The organism is Burkholderia sp. AU38729, from assembly GCF_020419725.1.
Taxonomy (GTDB): domain Bacteria; phylum Pseudomonadota; class Gammaproteobacteria; order Burkholderiales; family Burkholderiaceae; genus Burkholderia.
Window position 1 is genome coordinate 319,359 of sequence record NZ_JAIZQO010000010.1, and the last position, 14,873, is coordinate 334,231.

A 14,873-nucleotide genomic window follows, 5' to 3' on the forward strand; every position below is an offset into this window, starting at 1 on the left:
CGCGTCACGCCCGAGAACCTCTGTCAGCTACCCGACATCGCGTGCCCATGCCCTCTTCGCTCGCCCCCTACCTGCCGCAGATCGAAGCGAACCCGTGGTTCGCCGCGCTGCCGCCCGCGTTGCGCGCGGACCTGCTCGCCCGCGCGGCGCTGCGCCGGCTGCCGGCCGGCCATGCGCTGTTCCGGCGCGGCGACCCGCCGTGCGGGCTGTACGCGGTACTGGCCGGTTCACTCACGATAGGTGCGGTCGACCCGCAGGGCAAGGAAGCGCTGCTGACGGTGGCCGAGCCCGTCACCTGGTTCGGCGAAATCGCGCTGTTCGACGGCCAGCCTCGCACCCACGACGCGATCGCACTCGACGACGCGCTGCTGCTGCACGTCCCGCAGGCCGCGCTGCTTGCGATCCTCGATGCGACGCCGCAATACTGGCGGCAATTCGCGCTGCTGATGGCGCAGAAACTGCGTCTGAGCTTCCTGACCGTCGAATCGATGAGCGTGATGCCGGCCGCGCAGCGGCTCGCCGCCCGGCTGCTGATGATCGCCGACGGCTACGGCGGGATCAGCGCCGGCCGCACCCGCATCCGGCTGTCGCAGGAAAAGCTCGCGGCGATGCTGTCGCTGACGCGGCAGACCACCAACCAGTTGCTGAAGGCGCTGCAGGCCGACGGCGTCGTGCGGCTGCACGTCGGCGAGATCGAGCTCGTCGACGTCGATGCGCTGCGGCGCGCGAGCGGGTTGCCCGACGGCATGCGCTGAGGTTCGGCACCACCGCCACGCGACCTCCCCGCCGTGACCGCGTTGCGCTATCGTGGCGGCTCGTCCGTTCATCCGCCCGCCTCGCCTTGAGCACATCGACCGCCTCCGCCCCCTCGCGCCATCCGTGGCCTGTGTTCATCGCGTTCCTGCGGCTCGGCCTCACGTCGTTCGGCGGCCCGGTCGCGCATCTCGGCTACTTCCGCACCGAATTCGTCACGCGGCGCGGCTGGCTCACCGAGCGCACGTACGCGGATCTCGTCGGGCTGTGCCAGTTCCTGCCAGGGCCCGCGAGCAGCCAGGTCGGAATGGCGATCGGCCTCGCGCGCGCCGGCTACGCGGGCATGTTCGCCGCGTGGCTCGGCTTCACGCTGCCGTCGGCGTTGCTGATGATGCTGTTCGCGCTCGGCGTGCATGCAACGGGCGCGCCGATCGAAGCCGGTGCGCTGCACGGGCTGCGCATCGTGTCGGTCGCCGTGATCGCGCAAGCCGTGTGGGGCATGGCGCGCACGCTGTGCCCGGATGCGCGCCGCGTCACGCTGATGGCCGCGGCCGCCTGCGTCGCGTTGCTCGCACCGGCCGCGTGGACCCAGGTTGCGGTGATCGTCGCGGCCGGGTTGGCCGGCCTCGTGCTGCTACCGCAGCCGCCGCGTGGCGCGCATGATCCACTGCCGCTGCACGTGTCGCCTCGCGCGGGCGTGCTGTGGCTCGCGCTGTTCGCGGCGCTGCTCGTCGTCCTGCCGTTCGCGGCCCGTACGCTGCGCGCCGATACGCTCGCCGTCATCGATGCGTTCTTCCGCACCGGCGCGCTCGTGTTCGGCGGCGGTCACGTGGTGCTGCCGCTGCTGCAGGCGGCCGTGGTCGCGCCCGGCTGGGTCGGCGATGCGGCGTTCCTGGCCGGATATGGCGTCGCGCAGGCCGTGCCGGGGCCGCTGTTCACGTTCTCGGCGTTCCTCGGCGCGTCGCTGCGCAACGCGCCGAACGGCTGGCTCGGCGGCACGATCGCGCTGGTGTCGATCTTCGCGCCGTCGTTCCTGCTGGTGGCCGGCACCGCGCCGTTCTGGGAACGCCTGCGCCGCAGCACGCGCATGCAGGCCGCGCTCGCCGGCGTGAACGCGGCCGTCGTCGGGCTGCTGCTCGCCGCGCTCTATCACCCGGTCTGGACCGACACGATCGCGGCGCCGCGCGATCTGGCCGCCGCGCTCGTCGCGTTCGTCGCGCTGGTGTTCTGGCGCGTGCCGCCGTGGGCCGTCGTGATCGCGAGCGCCGCGCTCGGCTGGGGGCTCGGCCTCCTGGCCTGACCCGGTACGCGCGGCACGTTCCAGCGCGTCAAAAACAAAAAAGCCCTCGTTTCGAGGGCTTTTCTTGCTGGGTGCCGCGCGCCGTAGCGGCACGCAGGCGCCGGACCTTACGCGAAGTTCTTCGCTGCGAAGTCCCAGTTCACGATGTTCCAGAACGCTTCGACGAACTTCGGACGTGCGTTGCGGTAGTCGATGTAGTACGCGTGTTCCCACACGTCGATCGTCAGCAGTGCCTTGTCGGCGGTCGTCAGCGGCGTTGCTGCGTTGCTCGTCGACACGATGTCGAGCGAACCGTCAGCCTTCTTCACGAGCCATGCCCAGCCCGAGCCGAACGTGCCGACTGCAGCCTTCGTGAACGCTTCCTTGAATGCGTCGTACGAACCCCACTTCGCGTTGATCGCGTCGCCCAGCGCGCCCGTCGGTGCGCCGCCGCCGTTCGGCGACAGGCTGTTCCAGAAGAACGTGTGGTTCCAGATTTGCGCGGCGTTGTTGAAGATGCCGCCCGACGACTTCTTCACGATCTCTTCCAGCGACAGGTTTTCGAATTCCGTGCCCGGGATCAGATTGTTCAGGTTCGTCACATAAGCCTGATGGTGCTTGCCGTAGTGGTACTGGATCGTCTCGAGCGAGATGGTCGGCGCGAGTGCGTCTTCAGCGTACGGGAGCGGCGGGAGCGTATGAGCCATGGCGATTCCTTCGTTGAGTATGTAGGGAGGCTGTGTTGGATGCTGCCGAGCGTCCGATTGTAGGCGAGGACGAATAACCCCGCAAACTCACGGGCCATTTATCCGCGGTATGCGGAAAAGCGATGTTTGCGCAACGTCCGGCAGGACGAACCCGACGATGAGCAGCATCCGTTCCCGTGCACGATGCGTCCGTTGCGACAACCTTCGCGCCACTCGCACCCGTTACGTCAGATCGTATCGGTCAGCCGCGGCTGCACGTCGGCGATCGACACGTCGGCCGAGCCTTCCGCGAGATGCACGGTCAGGCGGCGCTGCGGCTTCAGCGCGTTCGGCGTGCGCACCGCGCGGCCCGTCTGCGCATCGATCAGCGCCGCATAGCCGCGCTCGAGCGTGCGCTGCGGGCTCAGCACCTCGAGCCGTGCCGCACAGGCTGACACGCGAGCCGTGTCGCGTTCATGACGGCGCTGCAAGGCCAGCGCAAGACGCTGCGACAGCCCCGCGAGCGCCTGGCGCGCCTGCGAAGGATCAGGCCGTGCGCGCTGCCAGCGCAGCTGCGCGAGCGCGAACCGCGCGCGCGCGTCGCGCACCGGCCGCGACGCCGCCGACGCCAGCCGCACCGCAAGCTGCTCGACGTGCGTGCGCTGCCGCTGCAGCCGCTCGGCCGGGCTCACCAGCCGGCGCGCGAGCCAGTCGAGCTGCTGCGCGCGCTGTTCGAGCCGGCGTTCCATGCCGCGCGCGAGCGCCCGCTGGCGCTCGCCGACCTCGCGCAGCAGCAGCGCGCGCTGCGGGCTCGCGAGTTCGGCCGCGCCGGTCGGCGTCGGCGCACGCACGTCGGCCGCGAAGTCCGCGATCGTGAAATCGGTTTCGTGCCCGACGCCGCTGACGACCGGCAGTTCGCTCGCCGCGATCGCGCGTGCCAGCGCCTCGTCGTTGAACGACCACAGATCCTCGATCGAGCCGCCGCCGCGACAGACCAGCAGCACGTCGACCTCGCGGCGCGCATTCGCGGTCTCGACGGCCGCGACGAGCTTTTCGGCGGAACCCGCGCCCTGCACGGGCGCCGGATAGACGATCACCGGAATGTGCGGCGCGCGGCGCGCGAGCGTGGTCAGCACGTCGCGCAGCGCCGCCGCCTGCAGCGACGTGACGATACCGATCGCGCGCGGATGGGCCGGCAGCGGCCGCTTGCGCTCGGGCGCGAACAGTCCTTCGCTCTCGAGCTGCGCCTTCAGCCGCAGGAACGCCTCGTACAGGCGCCCCTGCCCGGTGCGCCGCACCGCCTCGACGTTGAGCTGCACTTCGCCGCGCGGCTCGTACATCGTGACGACCGCGCGCACCTCGATCCGGTCACCTTCGCGCGGTGTGAACTCCGCGTACTGCGCGCGACCGCGGAACATCACGCAGCGCATCTGCGCCTGCTGGTCCTTGATCGAGAAATACCAGTGGCCGCTCGCGGCGCGCGTGAAATTCGACACTTCGCCCGAAATCCACAGCAGCGGAAACGAGCGCTCGAGCATCGTCGAAATCGCGCGATTGAGCGCCGAAACGGGAATCACTTCGTCGCCGCCGCGGGTCGCGCCCGGTGCGGCAAATGGGGAGTCGGAAGGCATGGACGGTCGAATGAATGCTGGCGGCGACACGATAGTCCGACACGCACGCGACGTCCAGCGCCCGGCGCATGTACCGTGACGTTCGGAAGGTGTCCACACTTTGGCAATCATCGGCCTAAAACGCGCGAAAACCGCTGAAAAATCCAGACGATTCACCCTAACCCATTGATATTTATATATTTTTAAATCTTTCTGAATGATTCTCATCCGATTCGAAGCCCACCCGGCGGGCGTTTGGCGCCATCGAGCAGGGAGTTCTTCACAGAGTTATCCACAAGCCGCCGCGATCCGGCCCCGCGAGTCGCGGCGGCCGGTCGCGCTTGCCGCGCCCGCCCGCGGCGCGCTAGAGTGCCGCCTTCCGCAGACCCCGCGGCATGCGCCGCCCAACGGAGAATCCGCCTTGACGAATCCGTCCCACGCCGCGGCGCACGAGATGCCGCGCCCGGCCCGATGAGCGCGCCCGACGGCCCGCTCGCCCGGCTCGAAGCCCGCCTGACGCGCGAATGGCAGCGCCGCGGCGCGCTCGCGTGGGCGCTCACGCCGTTCGCCTGCGTGTTCGGCCTGTGCGCGGCGCTGCGGCGCACCGCCTACGCGCAGGGCTGGAAGAAGCCGGTCGACGTCGGCGTGCCCGTCGTGGTGGTCGGCAACGTGACCGTCGGCGGCACCGGCAAGACGCCGACCGTGATCGCACTCGTCGACGCGTTGCGCGCGGCCGGCTTCACGCCCGGCATCGTGTCGCGCGGCTACGGCGCGAACGTGAAGGCGCCGACCGCCGTCACACCCGCGTCGCGCGCCGGCGCGGGCGGCGACGAACCGCTCCTGATCGCCCGCCGCACCGGTGCGCCCGTCTGGGTCTGCCCGGATCGCGTCGCGGCCGCGCAGGCGCTGCGCGCCGCGCATCCGGACGTCGACGTGATCGTCAGCGACGACGGCCTGCAGCACTACCGCCTCGCGCGCACGGTCGAACTCGTCGTGTTCGACCACCGGCTCGGCGGCAACGGCTTCCTGCTGCCGGCCGGACCGTTGCGCGAGCCGCTGTCGCGGCACCGCGACGCCACGCTCGTCAACGATCCGTACAGCGGCGCGCTGCCGCCGTGGCCCGACACCTATTCGCTCGCGCTCACGCCGGGCGCCGCGTGGCACCTCGACCAGCCCGCGCTGCGCCGCCCGCTGTCGCAATTCGCGAACGAGCGCGTGCTCGCCGCGGCCGGCATCGGCGCGCCGGAACGCTTCTTCGCGACGCTGCGCGCGGCCGGTCTCGCGCCCGCGACGCGCGCGCTGCCCGACCACTACGCGTTCGCCGACAATCCGTTCGTCGACGACGCCGTCGATGCGATCCTGATCACCGAGAAGGATGCAGTAAAATTGGGCGCTTCCTGGCGCGACGCCCGACTGTGGGTTGTCCCCGTCGAAGCCGCGCTCGACCCTCGCCTCATTGCCCTCGTTGTGGAGAAACTCCGTGGACGCTCGCCTGCTTGAAATCCTTGTGTGCCCTATCTGCAAAGGCCCGCTCCACTATGACCGTGCCGCGCAGGAACTGATCTGCAACGCGGACAAGCTCGCCTACCCGATCCGCGACGGCATCCCCGTGATGCTGGTCGACGAGGCGCGCCAGACCGTCGAAGGCACGCCGGTCGACCCGGCCGGCCGCTAAGCCGCCCGACCCGGCCCTCGCCGCGGCGTGTCCGCTGCGAGGGCGCCGGACCCGCCGGGCGGCCCGCCCCCGACACGCCGCCCGCTCCGCTTTCCTCACCGTCCTCCCCGATGACTCAACCCTTCATCGCCGTCATTCCCGCCCGGCTCGCGTCGACGCGGCTCCCGAACAAGCCGCTCGCCGATCTCGGCGGCAAGCCGATGGTCGTGCGCGTCGCCGAACGCGCGCGCGAAGCGGGCGCGCAGCAGGTGCTGGTCGCGTCCGACGCGCAAAGCGTGCTCGATGCGGCCCGCGATCACGGCTTCGAAGCGGTGCTGACACGCGCCGACCATCCGTCCGGCACCGACCGGCTCGCGGAAGTCGCGGCGACGTTCGGGTGGCGCGACGACACCGTCGTCGTCAACGTACAGGGCGACGAGCCGCTGATCGACCCCGTGCTCGTGCGCGACGTAGCGTCGCACCTCGCCGCGCATCCGGCCTGCGCGATTGCGACGGCCGCCCACCCGATCCACGACGCGGCCGACGTGTTCAACCCGAACGTGGTGAAGGTCGCGCTCGACGCGCAGAGCGTCGCGCTGTACTTCTCGCGCGCGCCGATTCCATGGAGCCGGGACGCGTACCAGCCGCACTGGCCCGACGTCGCGGCCATGCCTGCACCGGCCTTCCCGGTCTACCGGCACATCGGCCTCTATGCATATCGCGCGCGTTTCCTGCGCACCTATCCGACGTTGGCGCAGGCGCCGATCGAACAGGCCGAGCAGCTCGAACAGCTGCGCGCGCTCTGGCACGGCGAGCGCATCGCAGTGCTGATCACCGAGTCCGCGCCGGAAGCCGGCATCGACACGCCGGCCGATCTCGCACGCGTGCAGGCCCTTTTTCAGCCGTCATCAAAATAACCCGTGGCATAATCAGGCGATTGTGCGAGCCGTCCGCGACCAGCGCGTCCTCGCTTGACCCCGCCCGCGGCCCTGCCGGCAGCCGCGCGTCGCCCAACCCGACGCGCCGCATCAGACCGGTCCGCCACGCGCCAGGCAAGCCCCGCGCACACCGTCGCCGGCGCTTTTTTCGTCTCGCCACACGAATCTACATACTGGAGATATCACCATGCGTTTGATCCTGTTGGGCGCGCCCGGCGCGGGAAAGGGCACCCAGGCAAACTTCATCAAGGAAAAATTCGGCATCCCGCAAATCTCGACGGGCGACATGCTGCGCGCGGCCGTGAAGGCCGGCACGCCGCTCGGCGTCGAGGCGAAGGGCTACATGGACGCCGGCAAGCTCGTGCCGGACGCGCTGATCATCGGCCTCGTCAAGGAGCGCCTGAAGGAATCCGACTGCGCGAACGGCTATCTGTTCGACGGTTTCCCGCGCACGATCGCGCAGGCTGACGCGATGAAGGAAGCCGGCGTCGCGATCGACTACGTGCTCGAGATCGACGTGCCGTTCTCGGAAATCATCGAGCGCATGAGCGGCCGCCGCACGCACCCGGCATCGGGCCGCACGTACCACGTCAAGTTCAACCCGCCGAAGGTCGAAGGCCATGACGACGTGACGGGCGAGCCGCTGATCCAGCGTGACGACGACAAGGAAGAAACCGTCAAGAAGCGCCTCGAAGTGTACGAAGCGCAGACCAAGCCGCTGATCACGTACTACGGCGACTGGGCGCAGCGCGGCGAGGAAAACGGCCTGAAGGCACCGCAGTACCGCAAGATCTCGGGCCTCGGCAGCGTCGAGGAAATCCGCGAGCGCGCGTTTGGCGCACTGAAGTAAGCAGCGCACCGCGCACCCGCAAGCCGCCCTTTCCGGGCGGCTTTTTTTTGCCCGGGCGGAATTGGCACGACCGTTCTGGTCCCGCCGTCGCGCGAGCGCGCCCCGTACAATCGGTCGGGTGCGGGCGCTCGCGTGACCCGGGCGCCGGCATTTCAGCCCATCGCGCGGCATTGAGCCAGGCAACCGCTTTGCGCGGAACCGCAACCCGCGCCGAAGCGCCGATAGCGGTGACCACCTTGGACGGCCGCGCCCTGAGCGCTGTCGCGCCAGAGGCGCTCAACAACGGAGACAACCATGGAAATTCGCGGCAACGTGTTTCTGATCACGGGCGGTGCATCGGGCCTCGGCGCCGGCACCGCGCGGATGCTCGCGCAGGCAGGCGGCACGGTCGTGCTCGCCGACCTCAACGACGCGGCGGGCACCGCGCTCGCGACCGAGCTGGGCGGCCGCTTCGTGCACTGCGACGTGTCGAGCGAAGCCGACGCGCAGGCGGCCGTCAGCGCGGCAACGCAAGCCGGCACGCTGCGCGGCCTCGTGAACTGCGCGGGCATCGCGCCCGCCGCGAAGACCGTCGGCAAGGACGGCGCGCATCCGCTCGACGTGTTCGCGAAGACGATCAACGTGAACCTCGTGGGCACGTTCAACATGATCCGGCTCGCGGCCGCCGCGATGGCGGCCACCGCGCCGACCGCGGACGGCGAGCGCGGCGTGATCGTCAGCACCGCGTCGGTCGCCGCGTTCGACGGGCAGATCGGCCAGGCCGCGTACGCGGCGTCGAAAGCCGGCGTCGCGGGCATGACGCTGCCGATCGCGCGCGACCTGTCGCGCAGCGGCATCCGCGTGATGACGATCGCGCCCGGCCTGTTCGAGACGCCGATGCTGCTCGGCATGCCGCAGGACGTACAGGACGCGCTCGGCGCGATGGTGCCGTTCCCGCCGCGGCTCGGCAAACCGGCCGAATACGCGCTGCTGGTGCGCCAGATCGTCGAGAATCCGATGCTCAACGGCGAAGTGATCCGCCTCGACGGCGCGATCCGGATGCAGCCGAAATAGGCACAAAAAAACGCCCGCGATGCGGGCGTCGTTTCATTCAGGGTTCCGGCAGCGTGGCGGCGGCTCAGTCCTCGCCGTCGCGCTGCATCCGCTGCCGCAATTCGGTCACCTGCGACTCGACGACGGTGGCGTCGTCCGCGTCCGGCCGCTCGCCGAGATACAGTTCGAGATCCTCGAGCGCGGGCCGCAGGTAATCGAGCCGCGCATACGCGAACCCGCGGTCGCGGACTTCGTCGAGGTGCTCGGGCAACAGGATCACGAGCCGCTGCTGCACCGCGAGCAGCCGCTGCCAGCGTTCCGTCTGAAGATAGATCGTCTTCAGGTTGCGCAGCATCCGCGCGATGATCTCGCGGCTCGTCGCCGGCTGCAGCAGCGCGCGCAATGCGCTGTCGACCGCGCCGGCCGCGCGCGCCACGTACGGCTCGAGCATCTCGACCATCTCGGCTTCGGACAGCGAATGGCCGTTGGCCGGATCGATGATCAGGTCGCCGTCCGGCAGCGTGACGCGCAGCAGGAAATGGCCGGGGAACGACACGCCGCGCGCCGGCACGCCGATCTGCTCGGCGAGCTCCAGGTACAGCACCGACAGCGAGATCGGGATCCCGCGCCGCCGCTTCAGCACGGCATTCAGGTGGCTGTTATCGGGGTCGTAGTAGTCGTTGTGATTGCACGCGAAGCCGAGCTCGCGGAAGAAGAAATCGTTCAGTGCGGCGACGCGGCCCTTCAGGTCCGCATCGTCCGTGAGCCGCCGGCGCAGCCGCGCCGCCAGCATGTCGAGTTCGGCCAGCGTGCCCTGCAGGTCGAGGTCGGGATACGCGTCCTGCGCCAGCGACAGCGCCGCTTCCGTGACGGGCAGACTGTCGTCGTCTGCCACGAGCGTGCTGAAGTAGTCGAGGACGCGGGTCATTGCGGTCGTCACTTGGCGCGCCTTCTGAAATAAGCGTATTTGAAGCCCATCACCCACAACATACCGAAATATAGTGCAGCGAACAGCACGAGGCACGCGGCCATCAGCGCGATGCGATCGAGCGGCTGCGTACGCATCCCGGTCCAGTCGAAGCTGATCGACAGCCAGTGCATCAGGCCGGCGAGCACGAGCGCCGCGCCGATCAGCTGCACGAAGAAGCGCAGCCAGCCCGGCGACGGCTGGTAGATGCCGCGCTTGCGCAGCCCGATGAACAGCAGCAGCGAGTTCAGGCACGCGCCGACGCCGATGCTCAGCGTCAGGCCCGCGTGGCCGATCAGCGGCACGAACACGTAGTTCGAGATCTGCGTGACGATCAGCACGCCGATCGCGATCTTCACGGGCGTCTTGATGTCCTGCTTCGCATAGAAGCCCGGCGCGAGGATCTTGATCAGGATGATGCCGACGAGACCGATCCCGTAGGTCGCCAGCGCGCGCGCGACCATCGTGACGGTGTGCGCGTCGAACTTGCCGTAGTTGAACAGGGTCGCGGTGAGCGGCGTCGCGAAGAAGAACAGCGCGAGCGCGCTCGGTGCCGCGAGCAGGAACGTGACGCGCAGGCCCCAGTCGAGCAGCGCCGAATACTCGTGCGAATCGGCATCGACGTGCGCCTTCGACAGGCTCGGCAGCAGGATCGTGCCGAGCGCGACGCCGAGCAGCGCCGTCGGGAATTCCATCAGGCGGTCGGCGTAGTTGATCCACGACACGGCGCCCTGCCCGAGCCGCGACGCGATGTTGGTGTTGATGATCAGCGACAGTTGCGCGACCGACACCGCGAACGTCGCGGGCACCATCTTCGCGAGCACGCGCTTCACGCCCGGGTGGCGCAGCGCGCGCAGCGGGTTGAGTCCGATCAGCGGCACCATGTCGATCTTCTTCAGGCCCGGCAGCTGCACGAGGAACTGCAGCACGCCGCCGACGATGACGGCCCACGCGAGCGCGAACACCGGCACCTTCAGGTGCGGCGCGACGAACACGGCCGCGGCGATGAACGCGACGTTGAGCAGCACCGGCGCGAACGCGGGCAGCGAGAAGCTCTTGTACGTGTTCAGCACGCCGGAGGCGAGCGTCGTCAGCGAGATGAACACGATGTACGGGAACATGATCTGCGTCATCGTGACCGCGAGCGGGAACGCCTGCCCGTCGGTGTGCAGGCCGGACGCGACGGCGAACACGACCCACGATGCGCCGGCGATCCCGACCACCGACAGCACGGCAAGCGCCCACGCGAGCACGGTCGACATCGCGTCGACGAGCGCTTTCGTTGCATCGTGCCCTTGCTGGTTCTTGAACTCGGCAAGGATCGGCACGAACGCCTGCGAGAACGCGCCTTCGGCGGACAGGCGGCGCAGCAGGTTCGGGATACGGAAGGCGACGTAGAACGCGTCGGTGTATTGACTGGCACCGAACGCACGGGCGATCAGTGTCTCGCGGGCCAGTCCGGTCACGCGCGACAGCAGCGTGAAGCCGCTGACCGTCAGCAGGGCTCGGAATAGATTCATGGGGCGCTTATTATACGGACGTTGCGTGGCCCGGCCAGCGGCCGATGCCGAAAAGCGCGCACGCGTTCGGGCGCCGTCCTTGGCGGGTGTCACGTTGAACTTGCCACGCGCTTGATTTCGTTGCTATAATCGCCGGTTTCTAGGCTCGTACATGCACGGCAACTGCCGTTTTCATGTCCCTGCCTCGGTTAAAATCACCGTTTTTTATGCGCCCCTGGGCAATCGCTCTCAGGGGACGGATCGAAAAGCAGCGCTTGGCCGTCTAGGCTCCAAGCTCTGGAAACAGGACAGGATAAGGAACCGTCATGGCTAACTCCGCACAAGCACGCAAGCGCGCCCGCCAGGCCGCGAAGGCAAATTCGCACAACTCGGCGCTGCGCTCGAAATTCCGTACCGCGATCAAGGCTGTTCGCAAGGCTGTCGACGCCGGCGATCAAGCAAAGGCTGCAGAGCTGTTCAAGTCTGCCGTCAAGACGATCGACACGATCGCCGACAAGAAGATCGTTCACAAGAACAAGGCCGCTCGCAGCAAGAGCCGCCTGGCCGCAGCCGTCAAGGGTCTGCAGGCAGCAGCGTAAATCCGGTGCGCCCGCTCACGCGGGCGTTCCTGTTTCCTGCGATCGCAAAAAAGCCCGCCTAGGCGGGCTTTTTTGTTGCCTGTCGCCGGCGCATCCTGCGTGCCGGTGACAGTTGCCACGAGGGCGGGCGCGGCAAGCGCCCTCGCCCGCGCCGGCATCACTTCTTCGCGTCGTAGTCCGGCAGTTCGCACGCCTCGGTCACGACGAGGTTGTTGTCCTTCGCGAAATTCAGCACGAAATCGAACGCCATCGGCTCGACGTCGCGCAGCCGGGAATCGAGGATCACGCATTTCAGGTCGCCGAGCATCGTCGGACGCACGTAGAGCGAATACTTGAGGCGCGCGTTCGGCCCGCTCGCCCCCGGCCCGAAGCAGGCCATCACACCGGCCAGACGTTCCGACCAGTCGCTCGGGCGAAACTTTTTCCCGTCTTTCGTGATGCCCTGGATGAAGAATTCGGTCGGAGGGGTTTCAGCCATGTGGTTACCCAAGTGACGGCCCGGCGATGTCCAGGCAACGGCGCCTGGATACGCGAACACAAAGCTGAAACGGACGGCGGCACAAGCATTCCGATATCCCGAAAACGGGACGTCGGTGCGCGCCACCGGCGGACTGCACCGGATTTGTGCAGCGCACGGCTTGTGTCCGGCAGAGCGCGAAGAGGCTTGCCTGCCGGGCTGGAGAAAACTTTTGAATTATACCGCAGCGCGCCATCGCGCGCCGTCCCGACACCCCGCCTCCTTGCGTCGCTTGACGCGCGCGGCGATCGTGCCCCGCTTCTCTCGGCGGCTCGTCAAAGCACAGAAAATCCTTTATGCTGCTTTGAGTTATCCACACCCGACGGCGGCGCCGTCCGGCCTTGCTGCCGGGTGCAACCCGCCGTATTTCGCTTCATGACCGCCAAAACCATTCGTCACTACCTGCAGTTCAAGGATTTCTCGCTGGAAGACTACGAGTACGTGCTCGAGCGCACGGGTATCCTGAAGCGCAAGTTCAAGAACTACGAGACCTATCACCCGCTGCACGACCGCACGCTCGCGATGATCTTCGAGAAGAGCTCGACGCGCACGCGCCTGTCGTTCGAAGCCGGGATCTTCCAGCTCGGCGGCCACGCCGTCTTCATGAGCACGCGCGACACGCAGCTCGGCCGCGGCGAACCCGTCGAGGATTCCGCGCAGGTCATCTCGCGCATGGTCGACATCATCATGATCCGCACGTTCGAACAGGAGGTCATCAAGCGCTTCGCGGACAATTCCCGCGTGCCGGTGATCAACGGCCTGACGAACGAGTACCACCCGTGCCAGGTGCTCGCCGATATCTTCACGTACTACGAGCACCGCGGCCCGATCGCCGGCAAGACCGTTGCCTGGGTCGGCGATGCGAACAACATGCTCTACACGTGGATCGAAGCCGCGCAGATCCTCGGCTTCAAGCTGCGCCTGTCCACGCCGCCCGGCTACGCGCTCGACATGAAGCTCGTGTCGCCCGACAGCGCACCGTTCTACGAGGTGTTCGAGGATCCGAACGAAGCATGCAAGGGCGCCGACCTCGTCACCACCGACGTGTGGACGAGCATGGGCTTCGAGGCCGAGAACGAGGCCCGCAAGCAGGCGTTCGCCGACTGGTGCGTCGACGAGGAAATGATGGGGCACGCGAACCCGGACGCCCTCTTCATGCACTGCCTGCCCGCGCACCGCGGCGAGGAAGTGACGGCCGGCGTGATCGACGGCCCGCAGAGCGTCGTGTGGGACGAAGCGGAAAACCGCCTGCACGTGCAGAAGGCGCTGATGGAATTCCTGCTGCTCGGCCGCCTCAAGCACTGACGCGCCGGCAACTGGCCATCCATGAAAAAAGCGCCGATCGACGATCGGCGCTTTTTGTTTGGGCGCGGGAAAAGCGGTGCCGAGCCCGCGTTACAGGCAGACCGGTTCGGGCTCGAGTTCGACGCCGAAACGTTCGCGCACGTCGGCCTGGATCGCCTGTGCCAGCGCGAGCACGTCGGCCCCCGTCGCGCCGCCACGATTGACGAGCACGAGCGCCTGGCGGTCGTGCACGGCCGCCGCGCCCAGCGCGCGCCCCTTCCAGCCGCAGCGGTCGATCAGCCAGCCGGCCGCGAGCTTGACCTGCCCGTCCGGCTGCGGATATGACACGACTTCCGGCGCGCGGGCGCGCAGCACATCGAACTGCGCGGCATCGATCACCGGATTCTTGAAGAAACTGCCCGCGTTGCCGAGGACGAGCGGATCGGGCAGCTTTGCGCGGCGGATCGCGACGACCGCGTCGAACACGTCGCGCGCCGTGGCCGCGTCGGCTGCCATGCCGCGTGCGTCGAGTTCGCGCGTGACGTCCGCGTAGCCGAGCCGCGGCGCCCACTGCTTCGGCAGCCGGAACGTCACCGACACGATCGCGAACCGGCCGCGCCCTTCCCGCTTGAAGAAGCTGTCGCGATAGCCGAACGCGCACCGCGCGGCGTCGAAACGCTCGCTGCGCCCCGTCGCCAGCTCCACCGCGACCAGCGAGTCGAAATATGCCTTCATCTCGAGGCCGTAAGCGCCGATGTTCTGGATCGGCGCGGCGCCGACCGTGCCCGGAATCAGCGCGAGGTTCTCGAGGCCCGCCATCCCGTGCTCGAGCGTCCATGCGACGAATGCGTGCCAGTTCTCGCCGCCGCCGGCCTCGACGTACCACGCGTCGTCGTCCTCGCGCACGACGCGGCGGCCCGCGATCTCGTCGAGCAGCACGACGCCGTCGAAATCGCGCGTGAACACGACGTTGCTGCCGCCGCCGAGCACGAGCTGCGGCAGGTTCGCGACGCGCGGGTCGCGATGGAGCGCCTCGAACTGCGACGCATGCGTGATGCGCGCGGCAAAGCGCGCGGTCGCGGCGATGCCGAAAGTGTTGTGCGCGGCGAGCGGATGGTCGGGAAGCAGCGACAGGGCGGAATCGTCAGGAGGCATCGGCATTCGCGGTCACGTCCGCCCGGGCGGCGCATGGCCGGCCTTGGGCA

15 protein-coding genes are annotated in these 14,873 nt (G+C 68.3%); 9 read left to right on the forward strand and 6 right to left on the reverse strand.

Annotation, left to right across the window (positions count from 1 at the left end; all coding sequences use genetic code 11):
• Positions 1-47: 47 nt before the first annotated feature.
• A complete protein-coding gene (locus LGM56_RS26540; RefSeq protein WP_027789289.1) occupies positions 48-755 on the forward strand; it encodes a Crp/Fnr family transcriptional regulator in 708 nt (235 codons plus the stop codon).
• Positions 756-841: 86 nt separating this feature from the next.
• On the forward strand, positions 842-2,053 hold the full coding sequence (gene chrA, locus LGM56_RS26545) for a chromate efflux transporter (protein WP_226207153.1): 1,212 nt from the start codon (positions 842-844) through the stop codon (positions 2,051-2,053).
• Between the two features lie 107 nt (positions 2,054-2,160).
• Here chrA and sodB read toward each other — a convergent pair whose 3' ends face one another.
• Both sodB and xseA read right to left on the reverse strand, forming a co-directional pair.
• On the reverse strand, positions 2,161-2,739 hold the full coding sequence (gene sodB / locus LGM56_RS26550; RefSeq protein WP_011352986.1) for a superoxide dismutase [Fe]: 579 nt from the start codon (positions 2,737-2,739) through the stop codon (positions 2,161-2,163).
• A gap of 227 nt (positions 2,740-2,966) precedes the next feature.
• Positions 2,967-4,349: an exodeoxyribonuclease VII large subunit gene (gene xseA, locus LGM56_RS26555; protein ID WP_046544571.1), complete on the reverse strand. Its 1,383-nt coding sequence runs from the start codon at positions 4,347-4,349 to the stop codon at positions 2,967-2,969.
• A 450-nt stretch (positions 4,350-4,799) separates the two neighbouring features.
• Between xseA and lpxK the strand changes: the two genes are divergently transcribed.
• The 5 genes from lpxK to LGM56_RS26580 all read left to right on the forward strand — a co-directional run bounded on the left by lpxK (position 4,800) and on the right by LGM56_RS26580 (position 8,823).
• Entirely contained in the window at positions 4,800-5,828 is a 1,029-nt protein-coding gene (gene lpxK / locus LGM56_RS26560; RefSeq protein ID WP_174975969.1) for a tetraacyldisaccharide 4'-kinase, read from the forward strand.
• On the forward strand, positions 5,809-6,003 hold the full coding sequence (locus tag LGM56_RS26565; protein WP_010090898.1) for a Trm112 family protein: 195 nt from the start codon (positions 5,809-5,811) through the stop codon (positions 6,001-6,003). The genes lpxK and LGM56_RS26565 overlap by 20 nt, the downstream gene beginning before the upstream one ends.
• A 110-nt stretch (positions 6,004-6,113) precedes the next feature.
• Complete coding sequence (kdsB, locus tag LGM56_RS26570; RefSeq protein WP_206140182.1) at positions 6,114-6,899, forward strand: 3-deoxy-manno-octulosonate cytidylyltransferase; 786 nt, start codon at positions 6,114-6,116, stop codon at positions 6,897-6,899.
• A gap of 208 nt (positions 6,900-7,107) precedes the next feature.
• Positions 7,108-7,770, forward strand: a complete 663-nt coding sequence (adk, locus tag LGM56_RS26575) for an adenylate kinase (protein WP_011352990.1) — start codon at positions 7,108-7,110, stop codon at positions 7,768-7,770.
• A gap of 294 nt (positions 7,771-8,064) precedes the next feature.
• On the forward strand, positions 8,065-8,823 hold the full coding sequence (locus tag LGM56_RS26580; protein WP_226207154.1) for an SDR family NAD(P)-dependent oxidoreductase: 759 nt from the start codon (positions 8,065-8,067) through the stop codon (positions 8,821-8,823).
• Positions 8,824-8,887: 64 nt separating this feature from the next.
• Here LGM56_RS26580 and LGM56_RS26585 read toward each other — a convergent pair whose 3' ends face one another.
• On the reverse strand, positions 8,888-9,730 hold the full coding sequence (locus LGM56_RS26585) for a SirB1 family protein (RefSeq protein WP_089426643.1): 843 nt from the start codon (positions 9,728-9,730) through the stop codon (positions 8,888-8,890).
• Positions 9,731-9,738: 8 nt separating this feature from the next.
• Positions 9,739-11,289: a murein biosynthesis integral membrane protein MurJ gene (gene murJ / locus LGM56_RS26590; RefSeq protein ID WP_046544567.1), complete on the reverse strand. Its 1,551-nt coding sequence runs from the start codon at positions 11,287-11,289 to the stop codon at positions 9,739-9,741.
• 305 nt (positions 11,290-11,594) lie between these two features.
• On the opposite strand from murJ, the gene rpsT reads away from it, so the two are divergent.
• A complete protein-coding gene (gene rpsT / locus LGM56_RS26595; protein WP_039368270.1) occupies positions 11,595-11,867 on the forward strand; it encodes a 30S ribosomal protein S20 in 273 nt (90 codons plus the stop codon).
• A gap of 157 nt (positions 11,868-12,024) precedes the next feature.
• On the opposite strand, the gene LGM56_RS26600 is transcribed toward rpsT, so the two are convergent.
• Positions 12,025-12,345 (reverse strand): DUF3579 domain-containing protein, encoded by a 321-nt coding sequence (locus tag LGM56_RS26600; protein ID WP_021162567.1) that lies wholly within the window; start codon positions 12,343-12,345, stop codon positions 12,025-12,027.
• Positions 12,346-12,759: 414 nt separating this feature from the next.
• On the opposite strand from LGM56_RS26600, the gene argF reads away from it, so the two are divergent.
• Complete coding sequence (argF, locus tag LGM56_RS26605) at positions 12,760-13,689, forward strand: ornithine carbamoyltransferase (RefSeq protein WP_226207155.1); 930 nt, start codon at positions 12,760-12,762, stop codon at positions 13,687-13,689.
• Positions 13,690-13,779: 90 nt separating this feature from the next.
• Here the strand turns inward: argF and murB are convergent, their stop codons facing one another.
• Positions 13,780-14,829 (reverse strand): UDP-N-acetylmuramate dehydrogenase, encoded by a 1,050-nt coding sequence (gene murB / locus LGM56_RS26610; RefSeq protein WP_226207156.1) that lies wholly within the window; start codon positions 14,827-14,829, stop codon positions 13,780-13,782.
• Positions 14,830-14,873: the final 44 nt, after the last annotated feature.

Coding starts and splice junctions, on each gene's coding strand:
- LGM56_RS26540 (WP_027789289.1), top strand. CDS start 48: ATGCCCTCTTCGCTCGCCCCCTACCTGCCGCAGATCGAAGCGAACCCG.
- sodB (WP_011352986.1), bottom strand. CDS start 2,739: ATGGCTCATACGCTCCCGCCGCTCCCGTACGCTGAAGACGCACTCGCG.
- xseA (WP_046544571.1), bottom strand. CDS start 4,349: ATGCCTTCCGACTCCCCATTTGCCGCACCGGGCGCGACCCGCGGCGGC.
- lpxK (WP_174975969.1), top strand. CDS start 4,800: ATGAGCGCGCCCGACGGCCCGCTCGCCCGGCTCGAAGCCCGCCTGACG.
- kdsB (WP_206140182.1), top strand. CDS start 6,114: ATGACTCAACCCTTCATCGCCGTCATTCCCGCCCGGCTCGCGTCGACG.
- adk (WP_011352990.1), top strand. CDS start 7,108: ATGCGTTTGATCCTGTTGGGCGCGCCCGGCGCGGGAAAGGGCACCCAG.
- LGM56_RS26580 (WP_226207154.1), top strand. CDS start 8,065: ATGGAAATTCGCGGCAACGTGTTTCTGATCACGGGCGGTGCATCGGGC.
- LGM56_RS26585 (WP_089426643.1), bottom strand. CDS start 9,730: ATGACCCGCGTCCTCGACTACTTCAGCACGCTCGTGGCAGACGACGAC.
- murJ (WP_046544567.1), bottom strand. CDS start 11,289: ATGAATCTATTCCGAGCCCTGCTGACGGTCAGCGGCTTCACGCTGCTG.
- rpsT (WP_039368270.1), top strand. CDS start 11,595: ATGGCTAACTCCGCACAAGCACGCAAGCGCGCCCGCCAGGCCGCGAAG.
- LGM56_RS26600 (WP_021162567.1), bottom strand. CDS start 12,345: ATGGCTGAAACCCCTCCGACCGAATTCTTCATCCAGGGCATCACGAAA.
- argF (WP_226207155.1), top strand. CDS start 12,760: ATGACCGCCAAAACCATTCGTCACTACCTGCAGTTCAAGGATTTCTCG.
- murB (WP_226207156.1), bottom strand. CDS start 14,829: ATGCCGATGCCTCCTGACGATTCCGCCCTGTCGCTGCTTCCCGACCAT.